Below are 22813 nucleotides of genomic sequence, written 5' to 3'. Positions count from 1 at the left end.
AACGTCATTAAGGGGCGAGCCACGATCATCGGCCTAGAATGTCTGCCCGGCGATCATCGCCAGGTGCTCGACGATCGGACCGAGCGCAAGCGCCGGGAAGAAGGTGAGACCGCCGACAATCAGGATGACGCCGCAGAGCAGACCGACGAACAGCGAACCGTCGGTCGGGAAGGTGCCGGCCGAGGCGGGAACCGTCTTCTTCGTCACCAGCGAGCCTGCGATGGCGAGCGCCGGGATGATCACCAGGAAGCGGCCCATCAGCATGGCGATGCCGATCGTGATGTTGTACCAGGGCGTGTTACCGGTGAGCCCGCCGAAGGCCGAGCCGTTGTTGGCGGCAGCCGAGGTATAGGCATAGAGGATTTCCGAGAAGCCGTGCGGCCCGGGATTTCCGATCGAAGCGACGCCTGTTGGCAGGATCACGGCGATCGCGGTAAAGATCAGCATGGCCGTCGGCAGGCAGAGGATGGCAAGAACGGCCATCTTGACCTCCTTGGCCTCGATCTTCTTGCCGAGATATTCCGGCGTACGACCGACCATCAGGCCCGCGACGAAGACAGCGAGAACGACGAACAGCAGGATACCGTAGAAGCCGGCGCCGACACCGCCGACGATGACTTCGCCGAGTTCCATGTTGATCAGCGGAATGAGGCCGCCCAGCGCCGTGAACGAGCCATGCATGGCATTGACCGCACCGCAGGAGGCAGCTGTGGTGATGACCGCAAACAGCGACGACAGCGCGATGCCGAAGCGGACTTCCTTGCCTTCCATGTTGCCGCCTTCGAGGCCCATGGCATGCACCAGCGGATTGCCCGCGGCTTCAGCCCAATAGGTGACAACGACACCGACGACGAAGAGCACGCCCATCGTCGCGAAGATCGCCCAGCCCTGGCGCTGGTTGCCGACCATGCGGCCGAAGACGTTGGTAAGGCCCCCGCCGATGGCGAAGATCGTCACCATCTGGATGAGGTTGGAGATCGCATCCGGATTTTCGAACGGATGCGCCGAGTTGGCATTGAAGAAGCCGCCGCCATTCGTGCCAAGCATCTTGATGGCCAACTGCGAGGCGACCGGACCAAGTGCGATCGTCTGCTGCGCACCCTCGATCGTCGTGGCCGTCACATAGGCGCCCAAGGTCTGGGGAACACCGAGATAGACGTAGACAAGGGTCAGGATGATACAGGCGGGGAGCAGAATGTAGAGCGTGGTTCGGGTCATATCGACCCAGAAATTGCCGATCGACTTGCCAGAGGCCCGCGCAAAACCGCGAATGAGCGCGACGGCGATGGCAATACCGGTCGCGGCCGAGGCAAAGTTCTGCACCGTAAAACCAACCATCTGCACGAGATAGGACATCGTGCTTTCGCCGCCGTAGTTCTGCCAGTTGGTGTTGGTCATGAAGCTGGCGGCGGTGTTGAACGAAAGCTCAGGGCCGACGGCCGTCATGCCGGCAGGATTGAACGGCAGCGAGCCTTGAAAACGCTGCAGCAGATAAAGAATGAAGAAGCCGGCGAGATTGAACAGCAGGAGGGCGAAGGCGTAGCTCGTCCAATGCTGCTCTTCCTTTTCGCTGGTTCCGGAGAGCCGATAAAGGACGCGTTCGATCGGCACGAAGAGCGGCGACAAGAGCATGCGCTCGCCGTGGAAAACGCGCGTCATATAGGCACCGAGCGGCTTGACGAGCAAAATGACGATCCCGCAGAAGATGAGGATCTGGATCCATCCGTTGAGTGTCATAGGAATAACTTTCAAAACCCGGGCGTTTAGAAGCGCTCAGGGCGAATGAGGGCGTAGGTCAGATAGGCGAGGAGAAACACGGTCACGCCGGCTCCGAGCACATAGTCGACAAACATTTTTCTGATCCTTCGAATTAAAGACGGTCGCAGGCATTGGTGTAGGCAAACGACAGTGCGAAAAACAAAACGCCGATCCCGATCAAGACAATATCCATCATCGACCCAGGCTCCTTTTGTTGAATTTCATGTTTCCCTCTTCTTCAAAGGGGGAGGTGACGCGAAAGAGGCCCCGTCAGACCGTGCTCAGCACAAGATCCGGGGCCTGAATTCCACGCTCACTATGGTGCCGAACCGCATAAGGGTTCGAGACAGGCTGCTGGGCTGAGAAATAAAAATCTCATAGGAATTTTGGGGAGTTTTGATCAGGCGGCGAACTGGACGATGGATGTGACCGTCAAGACGCGATTTTCACCCGGCGGCAGAAAAGCGCCTTGTGCCTTGATGCAAGGTGAATACTTCGCAACTCGTGAACGTCTTCCAAAAGCTGCAACCGCATTCTTCCTCCTATACATACCGCCGGGAATACTCGCCAATGTTGTATTGCGTTTCTCCATTTCTACACACCTGCTGTAATGCAAAGCGAAAACGCCCGCCCGGCTTGACTTTTTGCGTGGTCAATTCCAGTGATCATCTGTGCAATGTTGGGGAATTTGCATGAAATACGCATCCACGGGCGTTGGGTATGCGTTGGGAGCGCTCTGTCTCGCCATGCCGGCGCAGGCTGACCCTTTGCCGCGCCCGCTTCCCGCCGCGGGGTCGGTCATTGCCCGCAAATCCGGCGAGGAAGTGCGTTTCGTCGATGTCTCCAGCTGGCGCTATGTCGACCTGCAGCAGGACCTGCTCACCGGCGACGTGCTGCGCACCAACGCCACCGGCCAGCTGGCCGTCCTGTTTTCCGACCGCACCCAGGTCCGTCTCGGCCGCAATACGTCACTTCTCGTCAAGCAGATGGGCGGCAGCGGAGATACCGGGCTTGAGCTGCAGTCCGGCACGATCTGGGCCCGCGCCGAGCGCGGCGGCGATGGCGTATCCATCGACACCCCTGCCGCAACAGCCGCCATTCGCGGCACCGACTGGACGATGACGGTCGGTGCGGACGGTAAGACCTCGCTGATCGTGCTGGAAGGGCTGGTCGAGCTGTCAAATGCGCAGGGTTCAGTGACGGTCAGTCAAGGGGAAGGCGCCGTCGCCGCGATCGGCAAGGCGCCCTCGAAGATCATCATCGCCAAGCCGAAAGACCGGGAGCAGATGCTGTTCAGTCTGCAAGTGCGGACCGCCTTCCAGTGGATGCCGGCAACGCCACTGCTCGTGCCGCAGATGCGCTCCGAGCGAAGCCGCATCGAGACGGAGGAAGCCGGTACGCGCACCGCTGAGGATTGGCTGAGCCTGTCGGAAATCTATCTCGCGCTCGATGGAAAGCAGAAGGCAAAGGCGGCCCTCGACGAGGCACGCCTCCGGGGCCTGCGCCGCGCCCAGCTTGCGCGCGCAGATCTGCTCGAGGCACTGATCGCCGGCTCCGAGAACCGTTATAAGGATGCAGCTACGCTGTTTGAAAAGGCCAGGCCAGGGCTCGACGCCAAGCGCCGCGCGATCGCTGCCTATGGCGGTTATTTCGCCCGGTCTCTTGCCGACCCCAACCACGTCGAAGAACCGCCCAAGGTCGGCAACAGCGGTTATGCCGCCATGGCAAAGGCCTGGACCGCCGGTTTCCGCGAGGACATTCCGGCAGCACTCGCCGCCATCAAGGAAGGCGAGCGCAACACGCCCGACGATCCGACGCTGCCCGGCATACGCGCCCAACTCGGCCTCCTGCTCGCCGATGAAAAGGAAGTTGTCGGCGGGTTTGAACGTGCCCTGGCAATCGACCCGGACGATCCGACCGGACTGGAAGCGCGGGCGAGCTACAAACTCCTCATTTTGCACGACCGGCAGGGCGCGCTCGACGATCTGAACCGCGCCCTGAAAACCGCGCCTGGCTCCAGCACCATCTGGAACACGATCGGTATTGCTCAATCCGACCGGGATGCCAACCGGGAAGCCGAAGCCGCCTACAAGAAAGCGATTGAGCTCGACCCGCGCGATCCCGTCGGTCATGCCAATCTTGCCGTCCTCTATCTTGCCGAAATGCGCATGGCGGAAGCCAAACGCGAGATAGACGAAGCGATGAAGGTCGATCCGTCCTTCGACATCGCCTTGGTGGCCCGCGGCCTTTACTATCTGCAGACCGGCGAGATGGAAAAGGCGGTGGAGGACCTGCTCGCGGGCTCGACCGCCAATCCGGGCTATTCCCCGGCACAATTGCTGCTGGCCGCCGCTCACTATGAAAAGGGCGATCGTCTGCCTGCGGCCCAGGCGCTCGACAATGCCGAGCGGCTGGATCCCCACGATCCGCTCATACCGGTCGTTCGCACCGCGATCGCCATCGATGAATATGATTCCGATGCCGCGATCCGCAATGCGCAGGAGATCATGCGCCGGACGCGTGCTCGGGGTGGCGACTATGCACCGCTCGGCGCCAACCAGTATGCGGGTTCGACGCTCAACGACGCTTTTCGCCTGCAGGGCCTCGATGCCTGGGGGCAATATTACGGCGACGTCGTGTTCGACGCCTTTACGGGGTCGAGCTATATCGACCAGGCGGTGCGCGGCAGTGTCAATCCGTTCACCAGCGAAGACAGCTATGACGGCAGAACCATCGAAAACAGCTTCAACGACACGTCGTTCTCGTCGTACATTCAAGGGCTGCTGATCGAGCCCCATATGCTCGCCAGCCGCGATCGGACCGCCAATCTCGTCCAGAGACCATTTATGGAAGCCTCCATCGGCGGTGGCCTGATCTCAGGCGACGGTAAACTCGGATATATCGGCGAGGCAGAGCTTCGCGGTTTCGGCAATGCACTCTTTCCCATAAGCGTCTACGGCACGCTGCAATGGGAAACCACCCCGCAGGGCCGTGCGCTCGACGATATCACCGGCAATTTTTCAAACGAGACGGACCTTCTCGGCGGTACCGGCTATCTGACGGCAACGCCGACGCCTGACGACCGGTTCGTCTTCTATACCGAATATGCACGTGCCGATCTTTCGCGCGATACAAGCATCTTAACGACGGTGCCACCAGTTCCGTTTCCCCTGGCGGCCGACCGCGCCTTGGATGTATCCGCAAGCGGCCTGAATATAGGCGCCGGTTGGAGCCACACCATTGCCTACCAGAATATCGTCAATGCCGGTCTCTTCTATTCGGCCAGCGAAGCGCATGTTCAGGACAATGGCGCCCTGTTTGGAATTCCCCTGACCGAGGAAAACACGGAGGGCGAAGAAACCAGCATTGTTGCTGCCATTGGCCATATCTATGGAGACGGCGACCTGACCTTTCGCTACGGGTTGGAAGGTGGGACGCTGAAACAGAAGTCGCATGAGACAACGATCGACATCTCGCCTCCAGTCACATTTATCGACACGACGTCCAACGAGACGTCGCCTCTCGGCAGGGCCTATGCCTCCGTGCTTGCCGAAATAACGCCTTCATTCAAGGCCGAGGCGGCACTGTTTGCCACCTACCTTGAGAACGGCGACAGCAAGATCGAAAGGCTGGAGCCGCATGTCGGTCTCGCCTGGAGCCCTTTCGAAGGGCAATGGCTGAGAGCCGCGTATTTGCGCGAGGGCGCTGCCTCGGACACACCCACGCTCGCTCCGGTCGGTGTGCTCGGCATCCAATCAAACCAGCTCGATCTCGCACTGGACGGCAAGGTCGATACCTTCGCGTTTCGCTGGGACGCCGAATGGACCGATCGCTTCTTCACGTCCGTCGATGTCCAGCACCAGGAATTCGATTCCATTACAACGACATTGCCCTACACGGTTGATACAATCGCTATCGATGAGGGACGGCTGGACCGGGCCAGCTTGACGGCAAACCTTTGGCTCGGCCACGGCTTCGGGCTTTCGGCCACCATCGCAGCCAACGAGTCCAGCGGCCACGGCGCCGTCGTCGGCGACACGTTCGATGGTGCCTTGCCGTTCGTTCCGGATACGGCGGGCCGCATTGCACTTACCTGGGTTAACACCAACAATATCCGCGCAACGCTTGCTGCGAACTATACCGGCGAGCGCCTCGACAATTCCGGGACCCGCCTTGAAGACTACTGGACACTTGACGCTGGCGTAAAATGGGAGTCCTTCGACAAACGCATCGAGGTCGATCTCGCCGCCTTCAACCTGCTGGATGAGGATTTTGATATCGCGTACGCCATTCCCGGTTGGGGACCGACCTTCAAGGGAACGGTGAAAGTGCGTTTCTGATGCCGGTACTTAAAGCACTTAGCCGGCACACAGGCGGCCCTTCGACCGAAACAGCCGCTCGGCGCATTCGGCGACGGCGCAACCGGCTTGGCCTGCTCGCAGCCCTCACAGTCGTCGTTCTCTCCTTCGCCTCGCTGACCTCCCCCTTCTCGCTCGTCGAACTGCGCAGCTTCGACTATCTCTCGACCTTCGCACCACCACCGCTGCCAAAGGACGGGCCGGTGATCGTCGCGATCGACGAGCCGTCCATGGCAGAAATCGGCAGCCAGTGGCCCTGGCCGCGCGGCCTGCACGCCCGGCTGATCGAAGCGCTGCGCGGGGCCGGGGCGAAAGCCATCGGCGTCGATATCATCTTTGCCGAGGCCTCAGTCGCGCCGGAAAACGATGCCGCCCTTGCTGCGGCGGCGGGTCCGGATGTCGTTCTCGCGGGCGACGAGACGCTGATCGAGACGCCACAGGCCGATCAATTCGTGCGAACAGAACCGCTGGCTCAGCTTGTCGAACGCGGCGCAAAGACCGGGATCGCATCGGTGCAGTTGAGCGGCGACGGTACGTTGCGGCAGGTTCCAGCCTATGCGGACGGCTTTGCAACGCAACTTGCACGGACCGCCGGACGACAGGAAGAGGCGCGGTCTGGACCGGCACTGCTCCAGATGTTCGGGCCGGCGCGAACCTATCCGACCGCATCCTATTACCAGGCGCTCGACCCCGGCCAATTCCTGCCGGAGGGATTCTTTCGCGACCGCGTCGTCATCGTCGGGCTCAGCCTGCAGAACGCACCGACCCTGCAGGCCGGTGGCGCGGATGCATTTGCGACGCCATTCACGGTGCATACCGGCCAGTTGGTCTCCGGCGCCGAAATCCAGGCAACGATCTTCGACAATATAACCGGAGGCCTGTTCATCGAAAGGGCCGGGCGGCCGATCGTGATTGCCGCGATTGCCTTTGGTGCCTTGCTGGCGGCCACCATGGTCTTTCGTTCGACCGGTTGGCTGACGGCCATACTCAGCCTTTTGGTCGTGCTCCTTCTTGCGGTTGCGAGCTACGCGCTGCTCAGGCTGGGCCACGTTTTCGTGTCGCCGGTCGGCCCGGTGTTGTCCTATTTCTGCGTCGCCGCAGGTCAGACCGGGCTCGATTATGCCGCGGAGCGGCGCAGCCGCCGGGACATCACACGCGCCTTTTCGCGTTACCTTTCCCCGGCGCTGGTCGAGCGCCTTGCCAACGATCCGTCACAGCTGAAACTCGGCGGCGAGCGGCGGTCGTTGACCATTCTTTTCTGCGACGTGCGCGGCTTCACCACGATTTCCGAAACGTTGAAAGACGATCCCGAGCAGCTAACGGCCCTGATCAACAGGCTGCTCACGCCGCTTTCGGAAATCGTGCTCGAAAGCGGCGGCACGATCGACAAATATATCGGCGACTGCCTGATGGCCTTCTGGAACGCGCCGCTCGACGATCCGGACCATGCCAGCCATGCGGTAGGTGCTGCGCTGCGCATGCTGGAGGCGATCGAGACGCTCAATGCCGAGCTGCGCCGGGAAGCGGAAGGCGATCGCAGCAAGCCGCATATGCTGAGGATCGGCATCGGCATCAACACCGGCGACTGCGTCGTCGGCAATATGGGCTCGTCGCGCCGCTTCGACTATTCGGTGCTCGGCGATGCCGTCAATCTCGCCTCGCGGCTCGAAGGCGAATCGAAGAATTACGGCGTGCCGCTGCTGATCGGCGAGCAGACGGCCAAGTTGAGCGCGGCAGATTTCACCAGCGCCGAACTCGACAGCATCACCGTCAAGGGCCGCACCGCGCTGTCGCCGATCTTCACGATCCTGCAACCCACACCCGCGCCGCAGGCTCTGGCGAACCACAAGCAGCTGCTTGCCGCCAAATACGCCGGAACGCTGCAGGCGCAGGATTCGGCTCTTGATCAACTCGAGCGGGAGATCCCGCAGCTTGGCGGCTACTACCGTCTGCTGCGATCGCGTCTCACCTGACCAGCAGGTCGCCGCCTGACTCGTCCCGATGAGATCGATCTCGCTCGCCCGACGCCGGCTTGCTCGATGTGTCCTTAGGACTGCATCGGAACAAACATGCCCAACTTTATGTCTTTGAGGACGACATTGGTGTGGATTCGCTTGATCTGCGGATTCTGCGACATGATCTGTGCGGTGATTTCATCATATTGGCCAACGTCCTGTGCCGTAATGATGGCAACAAGATCGACGGAACCGGTCACGTAATAGACCTGCTGGATATGGTCTTGCTTGTCGACCCAGGTGCGGAATTTTGAAAGCGCATCGTAGTTTTCGCGCTCGATCTCCATTCCCGCGATGAACGTCATCGGATTTCCGGCAACCTTTCGATCGACCAGAGCGATTTCCGCTGAAATAATTCCTTCCTCGCGCATCCGCTTCAGGCGGCGCTGAACGGCGGACGCCGAAAGGCCGATCATCTCCCCGACCGCCTCCGCCTTGATCTGACAATCGCGTTGCACGATCTCGAGGATGTTTCGGTCGAATTGATCCAGTGGTTCCGTCATCTGCTCCTCGCCCTCGACTACACCGTGCCCCAGCGCCCGCGGCGCGTCTGAAAGACCCGCGGCGCTGGAGTGATTTGCCGCAGCCTATACTAGATCACTGCGGTGAATCGTCAAAAATCGGTCCCGACGCGCCTCGTGTCCGCGCCGCTCGCGCAATTTCATACGCCACGGACGTTTCGTCATCGAGTATGCAGAATGACCAATTCTTTGGTCATTTAGCACGCTTTCACGCACCCCTGTCGTCGTTCACCATTCACCGTATCGCTCAAGAGAGGAAATGGCATGAGACAGTACAATATCGCGCTTATCGGTTTCGGCGGCGTCAACCGTGCATTGGCCCAACTGGTCGCTGACAGCAATGATCGCTGGGACGCCGAACTTGGATTGCGGCTGAATATCGTTGCGGTGACCGATCTCCATCTCGGCTCCGTCATCTCTCCGAACGGCATCGACGCGCGCATGCTCGTTGAAACCAAATTCGTAAAGGGTGGGTTTGGGCAACTGTCCGGCGGCGGCGCCGAGGCCGACAATGAAACGGCGATCAAGCATGCTCCGGCAGACATTGTCGTCGAGGCGACCTTCACAAACCCCAGCGACGGCGAACCGGCCGTATCCCATTGCCGGTGGGCGCTCGAGAGCGGCAAGCACGTCGTCACCACCAACAAGGGTCCCGTCGCTCTGGCATCCGCCGAGCTGAAGGCTCTGGCTGCGCGCAATGGCGTCATGTTCGAATATGAAGGCGCCGTCATGAGCGGCACGCCGGTCATTCGCATGGCACAAAAGACGCTTGCCGGAGCCGGTGTCCATGGCTTCGAGGGAATTTTGAACGGCACCTCGAACTTCGTGCTTGGCCGCATGGAAGGTGGGCTCGGCTTCGCCGATGCCGTCAAGGAAGCGCAGAGCCTTGGTTATGCGGAAGCGGACCCGACTGCCGATGTCGAGGGTCACGATGTCCGGCTGAAGGTCGTCATTCTCGCCAACGAGCTGCTCGGCGGCAAGCTGACGCCGAAGGACGTCGCCTGCCAGGGCATTTCGGGCCTGACTGCAGCAAATATCGAAACTGCCCAGGAAGGCTACCGCTGGAAGCTGATCGGCTCGGCATCCCTTGCCGAAGACGGCCGTATCGAAGCCCGTGTTGCTCCCCGGCGCCTGCCGCTCGATCATCCGCTCGCCGGTGTCGGCGGAGCGATCAACGCCGTCTCGTTCAAGACCGGCCTTCTGGGCGCCGTGACGGTGACTGGACCCGGTGCCGGCAGGATCGAGACCGCCTACGCGCTCCTTTCCGACATCATTGCCATCCATCAGGCCCGTTTTGGTGTCGATAAGAAGGACGCTGCATGATGACCGCTGCAAAACTCCATATCGCCGAGATGAACGAGCAGATCACTGTTCGCAATCCCTTTGACGGAACAGCGGTCGGCAGTGTTGAAAGCACGGATGCCGGCCAAATTGGTGTGCTCATGGCGCGTGCAAAAGCCGGCGCTGCATTGTCCCGCGCCCTGCCCAGACATCAGCGCGCAAAGATCCTCGAAAAGGCGGCACAGGCGATCGAGAACCGGCGGGAGGAATTCGCCCGGCTGATCGTCCAGGAAGCCGGCAAAACGATCGTTCAGGCCCGCAAGGAGACGTCGCGTTGTGTCAATACGCTGAAACTCTCTGCCGAGGAAGCAAAACGAAATTCCGGCGAGGTCATCCCGTTCGACGCCTATGCCGGTTCCGAGGCGAGACTTGGCTGGTTCACGCGCGAGCCGCTCGGCATCATCGCGGCGATTACCCCCTACAACGATCCGCTCAATCTCGTTGCCCACAAACTCGGCCCGGCGATTGCCGGCGGTAACGCTGTCCTGTTGAAACCATCCGAACTGACCCCGCTTTCGGCGATCCGCCTGGTCGACACGCTGGTCGAGGCCGGATTGCCGGAGGAGATCGTCACGATCGCCATCGGCGGCGCCGATCTCGGCAGGGCGATCATCTCTGCGCGGGATGTCCGCATGGTGTCGTTCACCGGCGGCTTTGCGACCGGAGAAGCAATCGCGAAGACGGCGGGTTTGAAAAAACTCGCCATGGATCTCGGCGGCAACGCACCGGTCGTCGTCATGTCGGATTGCGATTTCGCACAGGCCGTCGAGGCCTGCGTCTCGGGCGCATATTGGGCGGCCGGCCAGAATTGCATCGGTACGCAGCGTATCCTCGTCCAGGCGCCGCTCTATGAACGCTTCCGCGAGGCCTTCGTGGCCGGCACACGAAAGCTGCTCGCCGGCAATCCGGACCAGGAGGATACCGATGTCGGCCCGATGATTTCGCAGCGGGCCGCCGAACGGGCAGAATTGATGGTCAACGACGCCATCGCTGTCGGCGCGACGCTTCTGTGCGGGCATCGCCGGGAAGGAACCGTCTATCAGCCGACTGTGCTCGAAGGCGTGCCGCAGACATGCAAACTGTGGAAGGAGGAAGTCTTCGCGCCCGTGGTCATGCTGCAGCCCTTCGACGGGCTCAGTGACGCGATCGCAATGGCCAATGATCCGGAATACAGCCTGCATGCCGGCATCTTCACCAACAATATCGGCGACGCATTGCAGGCTGCGGCGGCCATAGAAGCGGGCGGCGTGATGATCAACGACTCCTCCGATTACCGTTTCGACGCCATGCCGTTCGGTGGTTTCAAATATGGCAGCATGGGCCGAGAGGGTGTGCGTTTTGCCTACGAGGACATGACCCAGCCGAAGGTCGTCTGCATCACCCGGACTTGACCCGCCGACTTTCCGCGCCGTGAAGGTCCTTGCGCGCCAACTCCGCACAAGATACGGCCACTGCGCGGAAATACCGCGCACGAAGACGATACTATCCGACCAAACAACCATAAAAAATGCAATGGGGAACCAGAGGAATGACGAAAACGGCTCCTCCCGCCTTGCTCGTGGACGATGTTCACAAGAGCTACGGGATCCACGAAGTCCTCAAAGGCATATCGTTATCGGCACAGAAGGGCGATGTCATCTCGCTCATCGGATCGTCGGGCTCCGGAAAGAGCACCTTCCTTCGGTGTATCAACTTTCTCGAAATCCCGGATCGCGGTCGCTTCGTCATCAACGGCGAAGACGTCTTGATGAACAGCCATGGCGGGCGGGCGTATCCGGCCAGTTGGCGGCAGATCGAACGAATCCGGACCGGTCTTGCCATGGTGTTCCAGAGTTTCAATCTCTGGCCCCACATGACCGTGCTCGAAAATGTCATCGAGGCCCCCGTCCACGTCCTTCGAATGAACCGCAAGGAAGCGATCGAGCGGGCCGAAGGGCTGCTTGCCAAGGTCGGGCTTTACGAGAAGCGCCACGCCTATCCGGCATTCATGTCGGGCGGCCAGCAGCAACGCGCATCGATCGCGCGTGCCCTGTGTGTCGATCCCGCGGTGATGCTGTTCGACGAACCCACCTCCGCGCTCGATCCGGAGCTTGTCGGCGAAGTGCTCAAGGTCATCCGCGACCTGGCGGACGAGGGGCGGACGATGCTGCTCGTCACCCACGAGATGAAGTTTGCCCGCGACGTCTCCAATCACGTGATGTTCCTGCACCAGGGGCGCGTCGAAGAGGAAGGACCGCCGGCTCAGGTCTTCGGTGCGCCGATCAGCGCCCGCTGCCGCGAATTCACGGGCGCCCTCAACAGTTGATCATCCACCCGCATCCATTCCGACAAACTCAAAAAGGGGAATTGCATGAAATTGTTGTCTATCCTGCTGACGGGAGCCGCGCTTGCGGTTTCGAGCGGCACAGCGAATGCCGAAGTCCGCTTCGGCATCATGAACGAGGCCTATCCGCCCTTCTTTACCAAGGACGCCTCCGGCAAGTGGGTCGGTTGGGAAATTGATCTGATGGATGCCGTCTGCGCCGAGATGAAGGAGACCTGCTCCATCGTCGACATGTCCTGGGACGGTCTCATCCCCGGTCTAGAGGCGAAAAAATTCGATGTCATCTGGTCGTCGATGTCGATCACCGATGAGCGCAAGAAGACCATCGACTTCACCAACAAATACTACAACACGCCGAGCAAGATGATTGGCGCCAAGGACGGCACGACCGGCGTCTCGCCTGACGATGTCGCCGGCAAGACCATCGGCATCCAGGTTTCGACCATCCAGTCCGATTACTACAAGAAATATTTCGCCGACAAGGCATCGGAAAACACCTACACGACGCTGGATGAAGCGTTTCAGGACCTTTCCGCCGGCCGGATCGACTATGTCTTCGGCGATTCCATTCCGTTGTCGGAATTCCTGAAATCCGATTTCGGCAAGGACTGCTGCGAGGACAGGGGCAATGTGAAGGACGACCCGGCAATTCTGGGGTCGGGCATTGGCGGCGGGCTGCGCAAGGACGAGCAAGCCCTGCTTGAAAAGCTCAATGCAGCCATCGCCGCCATCAGGGCGAATGGCAAATACGTCGAAATCTCCAAGAAATACTTCGACTTCGATCCGTATGGCGAATGATTGACGGACACGGCGCATGCAGCTTCATCATGCGCCGTTCGTTTCCCGACCGTGTGGCCGGAGCGGCGGACCGCGCGTGATTGACGCGACACGGCGAGGCTTGCCGTCGGGACCCCTGGGCAGGTCCTCCGCGGCTTGCGCCCCCGAACGGCAAATCAAGGTAGATTTTTCCAATGTCATCCACCCAATCCATGCTGGAACTGCTTTCGCCCTACCCGCCGGGATGGGGTGGTGTCCTTCTCAGCGGAGCACTTTCGACGGTCATGATATCGCTGGGAGCCTATCTTGTCGGCATGCTGATCGGTCTCGGCGGGGCAATCGGCAAGTTGAAGGGCAACCGACCGGTTCTTTTCGTTCTCGATATCTATACGACAGCGGTCCGCGCCATTCCCGAATTGATCCTGATCATCGGCCTCTACTATGCCGGCACTGACGGCCTGAACCGCATTCTGCTGGCGCTTGGCCTCCCAACCATCGAGATAAACGGTTTCGTCGCGGCCGTTGCGGTGCTCGGTATCGTCCAAGGTGCCTATATGACGGAGGTTCTACGCGGCGCGATCCTCGCTATTCCGATCGGGCAGATCGAGGCGGCCAGTGCGTTTGGAATGCGGCCATTTCTGCGGTTTCGCCGCATCGTGCTGCCGGCTTTGATGCCGAATGCTCTTCCCGGCCTTGCCAATCTCTGGATGTCCGTCACCAAGGACAGCGCACTGATCGCGGTTGTCGGCTATCAGGAACTGGCGCTCGCAACGCGGCTCGCAGCCGGCAACACCAAGCACTACTTTCTGTTCTTCCTCGCCGCCGCCGCCCTCTATCTCGTCATCACGCTGCTCTCCAACGTCGTTTTCGGCCTGCTGGAGAGCCGCTTCAGGCGCGGGCAACCGAAAACCGCATAGGACAGGCCGATGAACTTCTCGTGGATCTTCTCCTACTGGCCGCTGCTTGCAGCAGGCGCAGTCCAGACCGTGCTCCTCCTGGTCATTTCCGTCGGCTTCGGCTTCATCCTGGCGATCGGCCTCGCATTGGCGCAGATCAGCGGCCCGCGCTGGCTCAAATGGCTTGCCCGGGGCTATTGCACCAGCCTGCGCGGAACGCCGCTTTTGATCCAGTTGTGGCTGCTCTATTACGGCATCGGGTCGCTGCTGCCGCTCGTTCCGGGCCTGCGCGGCAGCTTCCTCTGGCCAATCGTGCGCGAAGGCTTCTTCTTCGCGGCGCTGAGTTTCACCCTCAATTATGCTGCCTACGAAGCAGAGGTACTGCGCGGTGCGCTTCTGGCTGTCCCCAAGGGTGAGCTCGAAGCGGGCCGATCCTTCGGCATGTCCTCCTGGACTCTGCTCAGGCGGATCTGGTTGCCGCGCGCCATCCGCATTGCACTGCCGACGATTGCCGGCGAGGTCGTGCTGCAGCTAAAGGCAACGCCGCTCGCATTCACCGTGACCGTGATGGACCTCTATGCGGTGGCGTACAAGGTCAGGCAGGACACGCTACTGGTCTACGAGCCGCTGATGGTCGTCACTGTCTTTTACGTCTTCCTGACGCTTCTCATCACCCGCGCCTTCAAGCTGGTCGAGGCGCAAGTTCCGGCGCGCCGGTAACTTGAGTCTCACCGCGCCGGCGCGCAACAGGCCCATCAGACGCCGCTTATCGGCATATTCCGGCCGATTGAGCGGTCACAAACATGCAGACCGGACTAGTATCCGTACCTCGCTGCATTTTTCAAGAAAGGGTCTTCCATGTCCTCGAGTGTATCGCCCTTCTTCGCGGCAACGGATGGCCGAAGCGTTGCGATGCCTCTGCGCCCATCGTCCGGAGGCAGCCATGCCCTGCGTCGCGAAACATTGGCGCTCGATGGCGGTCTGGTCATCGATCCCGCGACGAAGGCCATCGCCCCCAACATCTCGATGTCGGTCAACAACGTGCTGCTGCCCGGTGACGGCGCCTTTTCGGCCGATGGCGTTTCGGACCTGACGGCGCTCCCCTTTCTCTATGCGCGCTGGACCAATCCGACCGTTCGACAGCTTGAGCAGCGCATGGCGGCACTCGAAGACGCCGACGATGCGCTGGCCACCGCAACCGGTGTCGCAGCGATTGCCGCCACCTTTCTGACCCTTCTCAAGAAAGGCGATCACCTGATCGTCAGCGACGTCTGCTACGCCGGCGCCAACGAACTCGCGCGGCGAATATTGCCGGACTACGGCATCGAGGTGACTGCCGTGAACATGTCGCGTGTCGACGAACTCGCGGCGGCCTTCCGGCCCAACACGCGGCTTGTCCATTGTGAAAGCCCCTGCAATCCGATCCTGCGGCTGACGGATCTTACCGCGGTGGCGACGCTGGCACATCGCCACGGCGCCCTGGTTTCTGTCGATTCCACCCTTGCCACGCCGGTCGCAACCCGGCCGCTGGCGCTCGGCGTCGATCTGGTCATTCATTCGCTGACCAAGTTCATCAACGGCCACGGCGATGCGCTCGGCGGTGTCGTTTGCGGTTGCAAAGACCTGGTCGAGAAAATTCGCTCGCGCGCCGGCGTCTATCTTGGCGCGTCACTGTCGGCACAGAATGCCTGGCTGGTCATGCGCGGTATCGACACGCTGTTTCCACGACTGCGGACCATGTCCGATTCCGCCCTGCGGATCGCCCGCTTCCTCAGCGATCACCCCAGTGTCAGGTCGGTCACCTATCCCGGACTGAAAACCCACCCGCAGCACGATCTGGCGAAACGCCAGATGGACGTCTTCGGCGGGATGCTGACGTTCCAGACCGAGGATCCGCAGACGTTGGCGATCCAACTCGCCAGCAAGCTGCGGGTCGCGCACTACGCCTTTTCCCTCGGCCACCAGCGCAGCATCGTCGTTCTTCTCGATACCGCCGAAATGATGAACTCCACCTATCGCCTTCAAGGGGCGCAACTGGCGGACTACCGGGCCTTCGCCGGAGACGGCGTGTTCCGGCTTTCCATCGGCCTCGAATCGGTCGACGACCTTATCGAGGATCTGGATCAGGCGCTGAACCCATGATGCTTTCCGGACAGCGGGCAATGCCCGTCGAGAGAACCAGGGCGGATATCCGGGGCATGGCGCCGAACTTCCCTCACGCGGGGAAAACCGATGACGCAGTGGGCGCCGGGCACCGGCGGTCCAACGCCACTCCTCAGGGCGACTGAAGAGCACTCATCATGGCCGTATTCACCGATCTTTCCGACAACGACCGCGACGAGATTGCCGCCGCCTACGGCATGAGCCCGCTGACCTCGGTGATCGGCCTTGCCGACGGCGATACCGAGACCACATACCTGTTTCGCTCGCAGCGCGGCGAATTTATCGTCACGCTGTTCGAAAACGGCGCCGAGGCTTTCGATCTCGAGCGCGCGTTCCTGACGATGGAAACGCTGTCGGCAGCCGGCATTCCCTGCCCGAAAACCTTGCGCACGCTGGAGGGCCAGGCAACGATGCGGGCCTCCGGAAAACTGGTTGCGGTCGTCAGTTTTGTCGAGGGCTCGCCGTGCGCCTGCGCAAGCCCGGCGAAATGCGCTGATCTCGGGCGGCACGTCGCACAGATCCATCGAACGCTGATGCGCTCTTGCGGCCGCGCCAAGGGAAGCCTGCCCAAGGGACCGATCCATGGGGCGCTTTCGCCCGACAACGTGTTCTTCCTCGGCGATACAGTCAACGGCATCATCAATTTCAGGCTTCGTCACGATGATGTGCTGGCCGCTGAACTGGCCGCGGTGCTGGTTTCCTGGACCATGCTTCAGGACGGAGCACTCGATTTGGCGCGCGCCGAGGCAATTCTTGCCGGCTACGGCGGCGTTCGCGCGCTGGAGGACAGCGAACGGCAGGCCTTGCCCGCCTTCGTCCTTGCCGCCGCTGCAAGGCTTCTAGCCGAGTCAAAAGACAATACCGACCTTCGGGGTCGTGCGCTGAATGCGTTTCTGTCGGTCCAACGCCTGTCACTTTCCGAACCCATCGTCGCCGGTGTCGCGTGAAACGTATCCTCGACCGCGCCGACGAACGCATTCTCGCGGAACTGACCAGGAACGCGCGCATACCGCACGCGGAATTGGCCGCGAAAGTCAATCTTTCCCGCAACGCGATCCGTCAACGCATCGATCGCCTTGAGCGCGATGGGCTCATTCAAGGATACACGATCGTCGCCGGCGATGGCCGTCCTGCGGCATCGACGATCGCCGCAATGATGTTCGTCTACCGGCACGACCGGATGCGCGGTGGCGACGTCATCCACGCGCTGCGGCGCATTCGCGAGGTCGTGTCCTGCGACGTGATGAGCGGCGAATTCGATCTGGTCGTGCGTGTTGAGGCGAGCGAAGCCGACCGCATCCGGCAGGTCTGGCAAGAGATTTCCGCATTACCTGGCGTACGGGACACGCTGACGGCATTCGCGCTGTCATCGATGATCCAACGCTGACCGAAATATCCCGATGGACGATTGGAGTTGTCACTTGATGAGCAAAACACGTATCCTTGACGGCGGAATGAGCCGGGAACTGATCCGCCTTGGCGCCGAGTTGCGGCAACCGGAGTGGTCCGCCCTTGCGCTGATGAAAACCCCGGATATCGTCCGGCAGGTCCACGCGGACTTCATCGACGCCGGCGCGGATGTCATCACCACCAACAGCTACGCGCTGGTGCCGTTCCACATCGGCGAAGAGCGCTTTCACTCACAGGGAGCCGCGCTGATCGCGTTGGCAGGAAAGCTTGCACGCGAGGCCGCCGATGCACAGGCCGACCGCAAGGTTCTGGTTGCCGGTTCGCTGCCGCCGATTTTCGGCTCCTACGAGCCAGAACGCTTCGACCCCACACGCGTGCAAGACTATCTCAGCCACCTCGTCGAGGGATTGGCCCCTCACGTCGATGTCTGGTTGGGCGAAACGCTGAGCCTGATCGCGGAAGGCGATGCGGTGCGCACCGCCGTTGCCGCGACCGGCAAGCCGTTCTGGATCTCCTTCACGCTGGAGGACAGCGCTGTTTCCCTTGATGAACCAAGGCTGCGATCCGGCGAAACCGTTGCGGCAGCTGCCCTCTGGGCGGCCGGTTCAGGCGCGCAGGCGCTTCTGTTCAATTGCAGCCGACCCGAAGTCATGGCGAGAGCGGTTGAAACCGCATTCTGCGTGTTTCGCCAACAGGGTAAGACTATCGAAATCGGCGTCTATGCCAACGCATTCGAAGCCGCGGAGAGCGAGGGTGCAGCAAACGAAACCCTGCATGGCACGCGCGATGACCTGACCGGCGACAGCTATGCGCGATTCGCCTGCGACTGGGTCAAGGCGGGCGCCACGATGGTCGGCGGCTGCTGCGGTATTGGCGCAAGGCATATTCACAAGCTCGCGCATATCCTGAACGGGTAGAATCTCGCTTCATGTGGCCGACACGTAAGGTGCGGACGTGCATTTGGCGCGGTTCTTTGATTTTGGCCCGCGATCGTTGTTAAATGAGGCGTGAGCCTAATTTTGCAACCCTTCAGGTTGCCGGTTCCGACCGCGGTGGTCAGTGGGCCGCCGCCATGTACAGTTTGATTGTCACAGCAAAAATGAACCATGTCGATCCGCAGGCCTGGCTTGCCGACGTTCTTGCCCGTATCGCAGACCATCCAGCGAACAGGATCGACGAGCTGTTGCCTTGGACTTGGAAGGCCGAAAAAGCCGCTATCGCGGCAGCCGCGTAAACAGTTCTTGAAAGAGCTGCTCTGAGCGCTGCAGGCCTTCATCCGTCAAGATCAACGACTTCGACTTGTTCACCGGGTCATCGATCATCCCCTTCTTGAACAAGCGATCCGTCGTGGCCCAGTCAAAACCTTTCCACGCCCGGTACCCGTCATGACGCGTCAGCCACAACAGCGCCAGCACCACATCGTCGATCTTGTCCTCGTCGATATCCATGAAACAAGAATAGCACGCTCAAAATTGGAAATCTCGCAGACTGCGGTCTACGCCGCATGCTTACGTTTGCTGGCCACGGGGCAGAACCGAAAAGAGCTCGACGCCTACTCGGAGATGTTCCGTCCTGAACCGGCTCCCGAACGCAAAAACCCGCCACGTGGGCGGGTTTTTGATTTGGTTGCGGGGGCAGGATTTGAACCTGCGGCCTTCAGGTTATGAGCCTGACGAGCTACCGGGCTGCTCCACCCCGCGGTATCGGATAATTTGCCTTTGGCAAAATGTCTGTCTTGGACTGCAGTTGCAGCCGGGATTCTGTTGTTTGCCGGTCGTCGAAGGCTTTGCCTTCTGCGGTTCGGCGGGGGGCTGCTGCGTCTGAGCGGTACGGCAGCCATTTCATTGTTTTCCCGGCGTATATTATCGAAGCAAAAAGGCCGCTTGAGGGCGGCCCGGATGTTTCGGCTGAGCCGGAGGATGAAGAGAAGATAGTTTTTGTTGATCATGCGGCTTATCGCGATCCTTACGGCATGCGGCGCATGATTTGGTTTGTTTCTTGCCTTTTGCAGACCTGGCAGCGACCTACTCTCCCGCGTCTTAAGACGAAGTACCATCGGCGCAGGGGCGTTTCACGGCCGTGTTCGGAATGGGAACGGGTGCAGCCACCCCGCAATAACCACCAGGTCGGCAAAGGGCAAGAATTGCGCTGGCGACAGCGCAAAACCAAATGAGAAGCTGGTTGAAGTCTGAGACTTCATTTTTGAACACGTCTTTTTTTTCAGGCTGCTTGAGGCACTTCGGAGCGCAGCTCCGCAAGGCCAAGCGGCCGTCCGGAGCGCGACTAGCGCGTCAGGACAGAAGAGAAGATGTTCATCTTTGATGAACATCGGCAATGAGAACAATCAAGCCAATCGAACGATTAGTACCGGTAAGCTTCATGCATTGCTGCACTTCCACACCCGGCCTATCAACGTGGTAGTCTTCCACGGTTCTCAAGGGAATACTCGTTTTCAGGTTGGTTTCCCGCTTAGATGCCTTCAGCGGTTATCCATTCCATATATAGCTACCCTGCTATGCGGCTGGCGCCACAACAGGTCCACCAGAGATATGTCCATCCCGGTCCTCTCGTACTAGGGACAGATCCTGTCAATATTCCTACACCCACGGCAGATAGGGACCGAACTGTCTCACGACGTTCTGAACCCAGCTCACGTACCGCTTTAATTGGCGAACAGCCAAACCCTTGGGACCTGCTCCAGCCCCAGGATGCGATGAGCCGACATCGAGGTGCCAAACAACCCCGTCGATATGGACTCTTGGGGGTCATCAGCCTGTTATCCCCGGCGTACCTTTTATCCGTTGAGCGATGGCCCTTCCACACGGGACCACCGGATCACTATGACCGACTTTCGTCTCTGCTCGACTTGTCAGTCTCGCAGTCAGGCGGGCTTATGCCATTGCACTCGACGACCGATTTCCGACCGGTCTGAGCCCACCATCGCGCGCCTCCGTTACTCTTTCGGAGGCGACCGCCCCAGTCAAACTACCCACCATACACTGTCCCGGATCCGGATAACGGACCGCGGTTAGACATCCATGACGATAAGGGTGGTATTTCAAGGATGGCTCCACGAGAACTGGCGTCCCCGCTTCAAAGCCTACCACCTATCCTACACATGCCGACACGAATGCCAGTGTAAAGCTATAGTAAAGGTGCACGGGGTCTTTCCGTCTGACCGCAGGAACCCCGCATCTTCACGGGGAATTCAATTTCACTGAGTCTATGCTGGAGACAGCGGGGAAGTCGTTACGCCATTCGTGCAGGTCGGAACTTACCCGACAAGGAATTTCGCTACCTTAGGACCGTTATAGTTACGGCCGCCGTTTACTGGGGCTTCGATTCAAAGCTTGCACCTCTCCTCTTAACCTTCCAGCACCGGGCAGGCGTCAGACCCTATACGTCGTTTTGCAACTTCGCAGAGCCCTGTGTTTTTGATAAACAGTCGCTACCCCCTGGTCTGTGCCACCCCAACACACTTGCGTGCAGTGGGGTCACGCTTCTTCCGAAGTTACGCGTGCAATTTGCCGAGTTCCTTCAGCATAGTTCTCTCAAGCGCCTTGGTATACTCTACCTGACCACCTGTGTCGGTTTCGGGTACGGTCTATACGGTGGAGCTATTTCCTGGAACCGCTCCGCTGCCCAACCAATCCAATAAGGTTGAACAACTTGTGCAATCCGTCACTACCACCAGGCCCACGAATATTAACGTGGTTCCCATCGACTACGCATTTCTGCCTCATCTTAGGGGCCGGCTAACCCTGCTCAGATTAACTTTAAGCAGGAACCCTTGGTCTTTCGGCGAGGGAGTCTCTCACTCCCTTTATCGTTACTCATGTCAACATTCGCACTTCCGATACCTCCAGGAGCCCTCACGGGTCTCCCTTCACAGGCTTACGGAACGCTCCGCTACCACAGCGCAACCTAAAAGGTTGTCGCTATCCTCAGCTTCGGTGCATGGCTTTAGCCCCGTTACATTTTCGGCGCAAAGACCCTTATTTAGACCAGTGAGCTGTTACGCTTTCTTTAAATGATGGCTGCTTCTAAGCCAACATCCTGGTTGTTTTGGGATCCTCACATCCTTTCCCACTTAGCCATGACTTGGGGACCTTAGCTGGAGGTCAGGGTTGTTGCCCTCTTCACGACGGACGTTAGCACCCGCCGTGTGTCTGCCGACTAGTACTCCTCGGTATTCGGAGTTTGGTTAGGATCAGTAAGACGGTGAGTCCCCATAGCCCATCCAGTGCTCTACCCCCGAGGGTATTCGGTCGACGCACTACCTAAATAGTTTTCGCGGAGAACCAGCTATTTCCGAGTTTGATTGGCCTTTCACCCCTAGCCACAAGTCATCCCAATCTATTGCAACAGATGCGGGTTCGGTCCTCCAGTTGGTGTTACCCAACCTTCAACCTGCTCATGGCTAGATCACTCGGTTTCGGGTCTAATGCGACGAACTGAACGCCCTGTTCAGACTCGCTTTCGCTGCGCCTTCACCTATCGGCTTAAGCTTGCTCGTCACACTAAGTCGTTGACCCATTATACAAAAGGTACGCCGTCACCCTTGCGGGCTCCGACTGTTTGTAGGCAACCGGTTTCAGGTTCTATTTCACTCCCCTTGTCGGGGTGCTTTTCACCTTTCCCTCACGGTACTTGTTCGCTATCGGTCATGCACGAGTACTTAGGCTTGGAGGGTGGTCCCCCCAATTTCAAACAGGATTTCACGTGTCCCGCCTTACTCAAGGACAATGAGTGTTCTACATGTACGGGGCTATCACCCGCTACGGCCGGACTTTCCATTCCGTTCCACTTTATTCCTCATTGCCACTGGCCTGGTCCGCGTTCGCTCGCCACTACTTGCGGAGTCTCGGTTGATGTCCTTTCCTGCAGGTACTTAGATGTTTCAGTTCCCTGCGTTCGCTTCTTACCCCTATGTATTCGAAGGTAAGATACCTTATCACAATGCTTAGAAACCCAAGCCGTCCTTGCGAACAGTTTGGATTTTCTAAGCATTTAAGGTGGGTTTCCCCATTCGGAAATCCATGGATCAAAGCTCATTCGCAGCTCCCCACGGCTTATCGCAGCGTATCACGTCCTTCATCGCCTGTGCATGCCAAGGCATCCACCAATTGCCCTTATTTCACTTGATCGTTCTCATTGCCAATGCTCATCCTTAGTTGGGTTTGGAATTCCTATCCTTCTCGCTTGCGCTCGAAGGGGTTCCAAACCTGGCCATACGGACACTTCTCAGTGT

Annotated in this window: 17 protein-coding genes, 1 tRNA gene, 2 rRNA genes and 1 pseudogene; 14 read left to right on the top strand and 7 right to left on the bottom strand. The window is 59.7% G+C overall.

Translation table 11 applies throughout. The features are described 5' to 3' along the window. Positions 1-33 precede the first annotated feature (33 nt). Together kdpA and kdpF are read right to left on the bottom strand one after the other, a co-directional pair. Entirely contained in the window at positions 34-1737 is a 1704-nt protein-coding gene (gene kdpA, locus WI754_RS05155; protein WP_349436579.1) for a potassium-transporting ATPase subunit KdpA, read from the bottom strand. A 26-nt stretch (positions 1738-1763) separates the two neighbouring features. Beyond that, positions 1764-1853 carry a K(+)-transporting ATPase subunit F gene (kdpF, locus tag WI754_RS05150; protein WP_037129477.1) on the bottom strand — a complete coding sequence of 30 codons (90 nt, stop codon included), beginning with the start codon at positions 1851-1853 and terminating at the stop codon, positions 1764-1766. Positions 1854-2177: 324 nt separating this feature from the next. Here kdpF and WI754_RS05145 point away from each other — a divergent pair, with 324 nt between their 5' ends. The 3 genes from WI754_RS05145 (at position 2178) to WI754_RS05135 (ending at position 8089) form a co-directional block, all read left to right on the top strand. Continuing rightward, on the top strand, positions 2178-2369 hold the full coding sequence (locus tag WI754_RS05145) for a hypothetical protein (RefSeq protein ID WP_349436577.1): 192 nt from the start codon (positions 2178-2180) through the stop codon (positions 2367-2369). A gap of 135 nt (positions 2370-2504) precedes the next feature. Further along, positions 2505-6098 carry a FecR domain-containing protein gene (locus WI754_RS05140; protein WP_349437733.1) on the top strand — a complete coding sequence of 1198 codons (3594 nt, stop codon included), beginning with the start codon at positions 2505-2507 and terminating at the stop codon, positions 6096-6098. Continuing rightward, positions 6098-8089: an adenylate/guanylate cyclase domain-containing protein gene (locus WI754_RS05135; RefSeq protein ID WP_349436576.1), complete on the top strand. Its 1992-nt coding sequence runs from the start codon at positions 6098-6100 to the stop codon at positions 8087-8089. Before WI754_RS05140 ends, WI754_RS05135 begins: the two co-directional genes overlap by 1 nt. 74 nt (positions 8090-8163) lie before the next feature. Here the strand turns inward: WI754_RS05135 and WI754_RS05130 are convergent, their stop codons facing one another. After that, on the bottom strand, positions 8164-8634 hold the full coding sequence (locus WI754_RS05130) for an Lrp/AsnC family transcriptional regulator (RefSeq protein WP_349436575.1): 471 nt from the start codon (positions 8632-8634) through the stop codon (positions 8164-8166). A gap of 282 nt (positions 8635-8916) precedes the next feature. Between WI754_RS05130 and WI754_RS05125 the strand changes: the two genes are divergently transcribed. The 11 genes and pseudogenes from WI754_RS05125 to WI754_RS05075 form a co-directional block, all read left to right on the top strand. After that, positions 8917-9975, top strand: a complete 1059-nt coding sequence (locus tag WI754_RS05125; protein ID WP_349436574.1) for a homoserine dehydrogenase — start codon at positions 8917-8919, stop codon at positions 9973-9975. Then, positions 9975-11384, top strand: a complete 1410-nt coding sequence (locus tag WI754_RS05120; RefSeq protein WP_349436573.1) for an aldehyde dehydrogenase family protein — start codon at positions 9975-9977, stop codon at positions 11382-11384. The genes WI754_RS05125 and WI754_RS05120 overlap by 1 nt, the downstream gene beginning before the upstream one ends. A 137-nt stretch (positions 11385-11521) precedes the next feature. Beyond that, complete coding sequence (locus tag WI754_RS05115) at positions 11522-12298, top strand: ABC transporter ATP-binding protein (protein WP_349436572.1); 777 nt, start codon at positions 11522-11524, stop codon at positions 12296-12298. Positions 12299-12343: 45 nt separating this feature from the next. Further along, on the top strand, positions 12344-13114 hold the full coding sequence (locus WI754_RS05110; protein WP_349436571.1) for a transporter substrate-binding domain-containing protein: 771 nt from the start codon (positions 12344-12346) through the stop codon (positions 13112-13114). A 173-nt stretch (positions 13115-13287) separates the two neighbouring features. Then, positions 13288-14010, top strand: coding sequence for an ABC transporter permease subunit (locus WI754_RS05105; RefSeq protein ID WP_349436570.1), 723 nt, complete (start codon positions 13288-13290; stop codon positions 14008-14010). Positions 14011-14019: 9 nt separating this feature from the next. After that, positions 14020-14709, top strand: a complete 690-nt coding sequence (locus WI754_RS05100; RefSeq protein ID WP_349436569.1) for an ABC transporter permease — start codon at positions 14020-14022, stop codon at positions 14707-14709. 138 nt (positions 14710-14847) lie between these two features. Then, on the top strand, positions 14848-16131 hold the full coding sequence (locus WI754_RS05095) for an aminotransferase class I/II-fold pyridoxal phosphate-dependent enzyme (RefSeq protein WP_349436568.1): 1284 nt from the start codon (positions 14848-14850) through the stop codon (positions 16129-16131). A 158-nt stretch (positions 16132-16289) separates the two neighbouring features. Next, complete coding sequence (locus WI754_RS05090) at positions 16290-17099, top strand: phosphotransferase (protein ID WP_349436567.1); 810 nt, start codon at positions 16290-16292, stop codon at positions 17097-17099. Further along, entirely contained in the window at positions 17096-17539 is a 444-nt protein-coding gene (locus WI754_RS05085) for an Lrp/AsnC family transcriptional regulator (RefSeq protein WP_349436566.1), read from the top strand. The genes WI754_RS05090 and WI754_RS05085 overlap by 4 nt, the downstream gene beginning before the upstream one ends. Positions 17540-17576: 37 nt before the next feature. Next, positions 17577-18479, top strand: a complete 903-nt coding sequence (locus WI754_RS05080; protein ID WP_349436565.1) for a homocysteine S-methyltransferase family protein — start codon at positions 17577-17579, stop codon at positions 18477-18479. A gap of 119 nt (positions 18480-18598) precedes the next feature. After that, a pseudogene (locus WI754_RS05075) lies at positions 18599-18796 on the top strand (transposase domain-containing protein); the annotation flags it as partial. Here WI754_RS05075 and WI754_RS05070 read toward each other — a convergent pair. From WI754_RS05070 to WI754_RS05055, 4 genes are all read right to left on the bottom strand, one after another. Beyond that, positions 18777-19010 carry a DUF6429 family protein gene (locus tag WI754_RS05070; protein WP_349436564.1) on the bottom strand — a complete coding sequence of 78 codons (234 nt, stop codon included), beginning with the start codon at positions 19008-19010 and terminating at the stop codon, positions 18777-18779. The pseudogene WI754_RS05075 and the gene WI754_RS05070 overlap by 20 nt on opposite strands. A gap of 175 nt (positions 19011-19185) precedes the next feature. Further along, positions 19186-19262: transfer RNA gene (locus WI754_RS05065), tRNA-Met, on the bottom strand. A 311-nt stretch (positions 19263-19573) separates the two neighbouring features. Then, a 5S ribosomal RNA gene (gene rrf / locus WI754_RS05060) occupies positions 19574-19688 on the bottom strand. 214 nt (positions 19689-19902) lie between these two features. Continuing rightward, positions 19903-22709: ribosomal RNA gene (locus WI754_RS05055) — 23S ribosomal RNA — on the bottom strand. Between the last annotated feature and the right edge of the window lie 104 nt (positions 22710-22813).

It is taken from the genome of Pararhizobium sp. A13, assembly GCF_040126305.1.
In the GTDB taxonomy this organism is placed as follows: Bacteria; Pseudomonadota; Alphaproteobacteria; order Rhizobiales; family Rhizobiaceae; genus Pararhizobium.
Note: the sequence above shows the minus strand (reverse complement) of the source record. Positions and strands in the feature narration are given on the sequence as shown.

Bases quoted from the DNA above. Each gene is read 5' to 3' on its own strand.
- WI754_RS05100 (WP_349436569.1), top strand. From the start codon at position 14,020: ATGAACTTCTCGTGGATCTTCTCCTACTGGCCGCTGCTTGCAGCAGGC.
- WI754_RS05120 (WP_349436573.1), top strand. From the start codon at position 9,975: ATGACCGCTGCAAAACTCCATATCGCCGAGATGAACGAGCAGATCACT.
- WI754_RS05140 (WP_349437733.1), top strand. From the start codon at position 2,505: ATGCCGGCGCAGGCTGACCCTTTGCCGCGCCCGCTTCCCGCCGCGGGG.
- WI754_RS05095 (WP_349436568.1), top strand. From the start codon at position 14,848: ATGTCCTCGAGTGTATCGCCCTTCTTCGCGGCAACGGATGGCCGAAGC.
- kdpA (WP_349436579.1), bottom strand. From the start codon at position 1,737: ATGACACTCAACGGATGGATCCAGATCCTCATCTTCTGCGGGATCGTC.
- WI754_RS05070 (WP_349436564.1), bottom strand. From the start codon at position 19,010: ATGGATATCGACGAGGACAAGATCGACGATGTGGTGCTGGCGCTGTTG.
- WI754_RS05110 (WP_349436571.1), top strand. From the start codon at position 12,344: ATGAAATTGTTGTCTATCCTGCTGACGGGAGCCGCGCTTGCGGTTTCG.
- kdpF (WP_037129477.1), bottom strand. From the start codon at position 1,853: ATGTTTGTCGACTATGTGCTCGGAGCCGGCGTGACCGTGTTTCTCCTC.
- WI754_RS05130 (WP_349436575.1), bottom strand. From the start codon at position 8,634: ATGACGGAACCACTGGATCAATTCGACCGAAACATCCTCGAGATCGTG.
- WI754_RS05115 (WP_349436572.1), top strand. From the start codon at position 11,522: ATGACGAAAACGGCTCCTCCCGCCTTGCTCGTGGACGATGTTCACAAG.
- WI754_RS05080 (WP_349436565.1), top strand. From the start codon at position 17,577: ATGAGCAAAACACGTATCCTTGACGGCGGAATGAGCCGGGAACTGATC.
- WI754_RS05145 (WP_349436577.1), top strand. From the start codon at position 2,178: ATGGATGTGACCGTCAAGACGCGATTTTCACCCGGCGGCAGAAAAGCG.
- WI754_RS05105 (WP_349436570.1), top strand. From the start codon at position 13,288: ATGTCATCCACCCAATCCATGCTGGAACTGCTTTCGCCCTACCCGCCG.
- WI754_RS05090 (WP_349436567.1), top strand. From the start codon at position 16,290: ATGGCCGTATTCACCGATCTTTCCGACAACGACCGCGACGAGATTGCC.
- WI754_RS05135 (WP_349436576.1), top strand. From the start codon at position 6,098: ATGCCGGTACTTAAAGCACTTAGCCGGCACACAGGCGGCCCTTCGACC.
- WI754_RS05125 (WP_349436574.1), top strand. From the start codon at position 8,917: ATGAGACAGTACAATATCGCGCTTATCGGTTTCGGCGGCGTCAACCGT.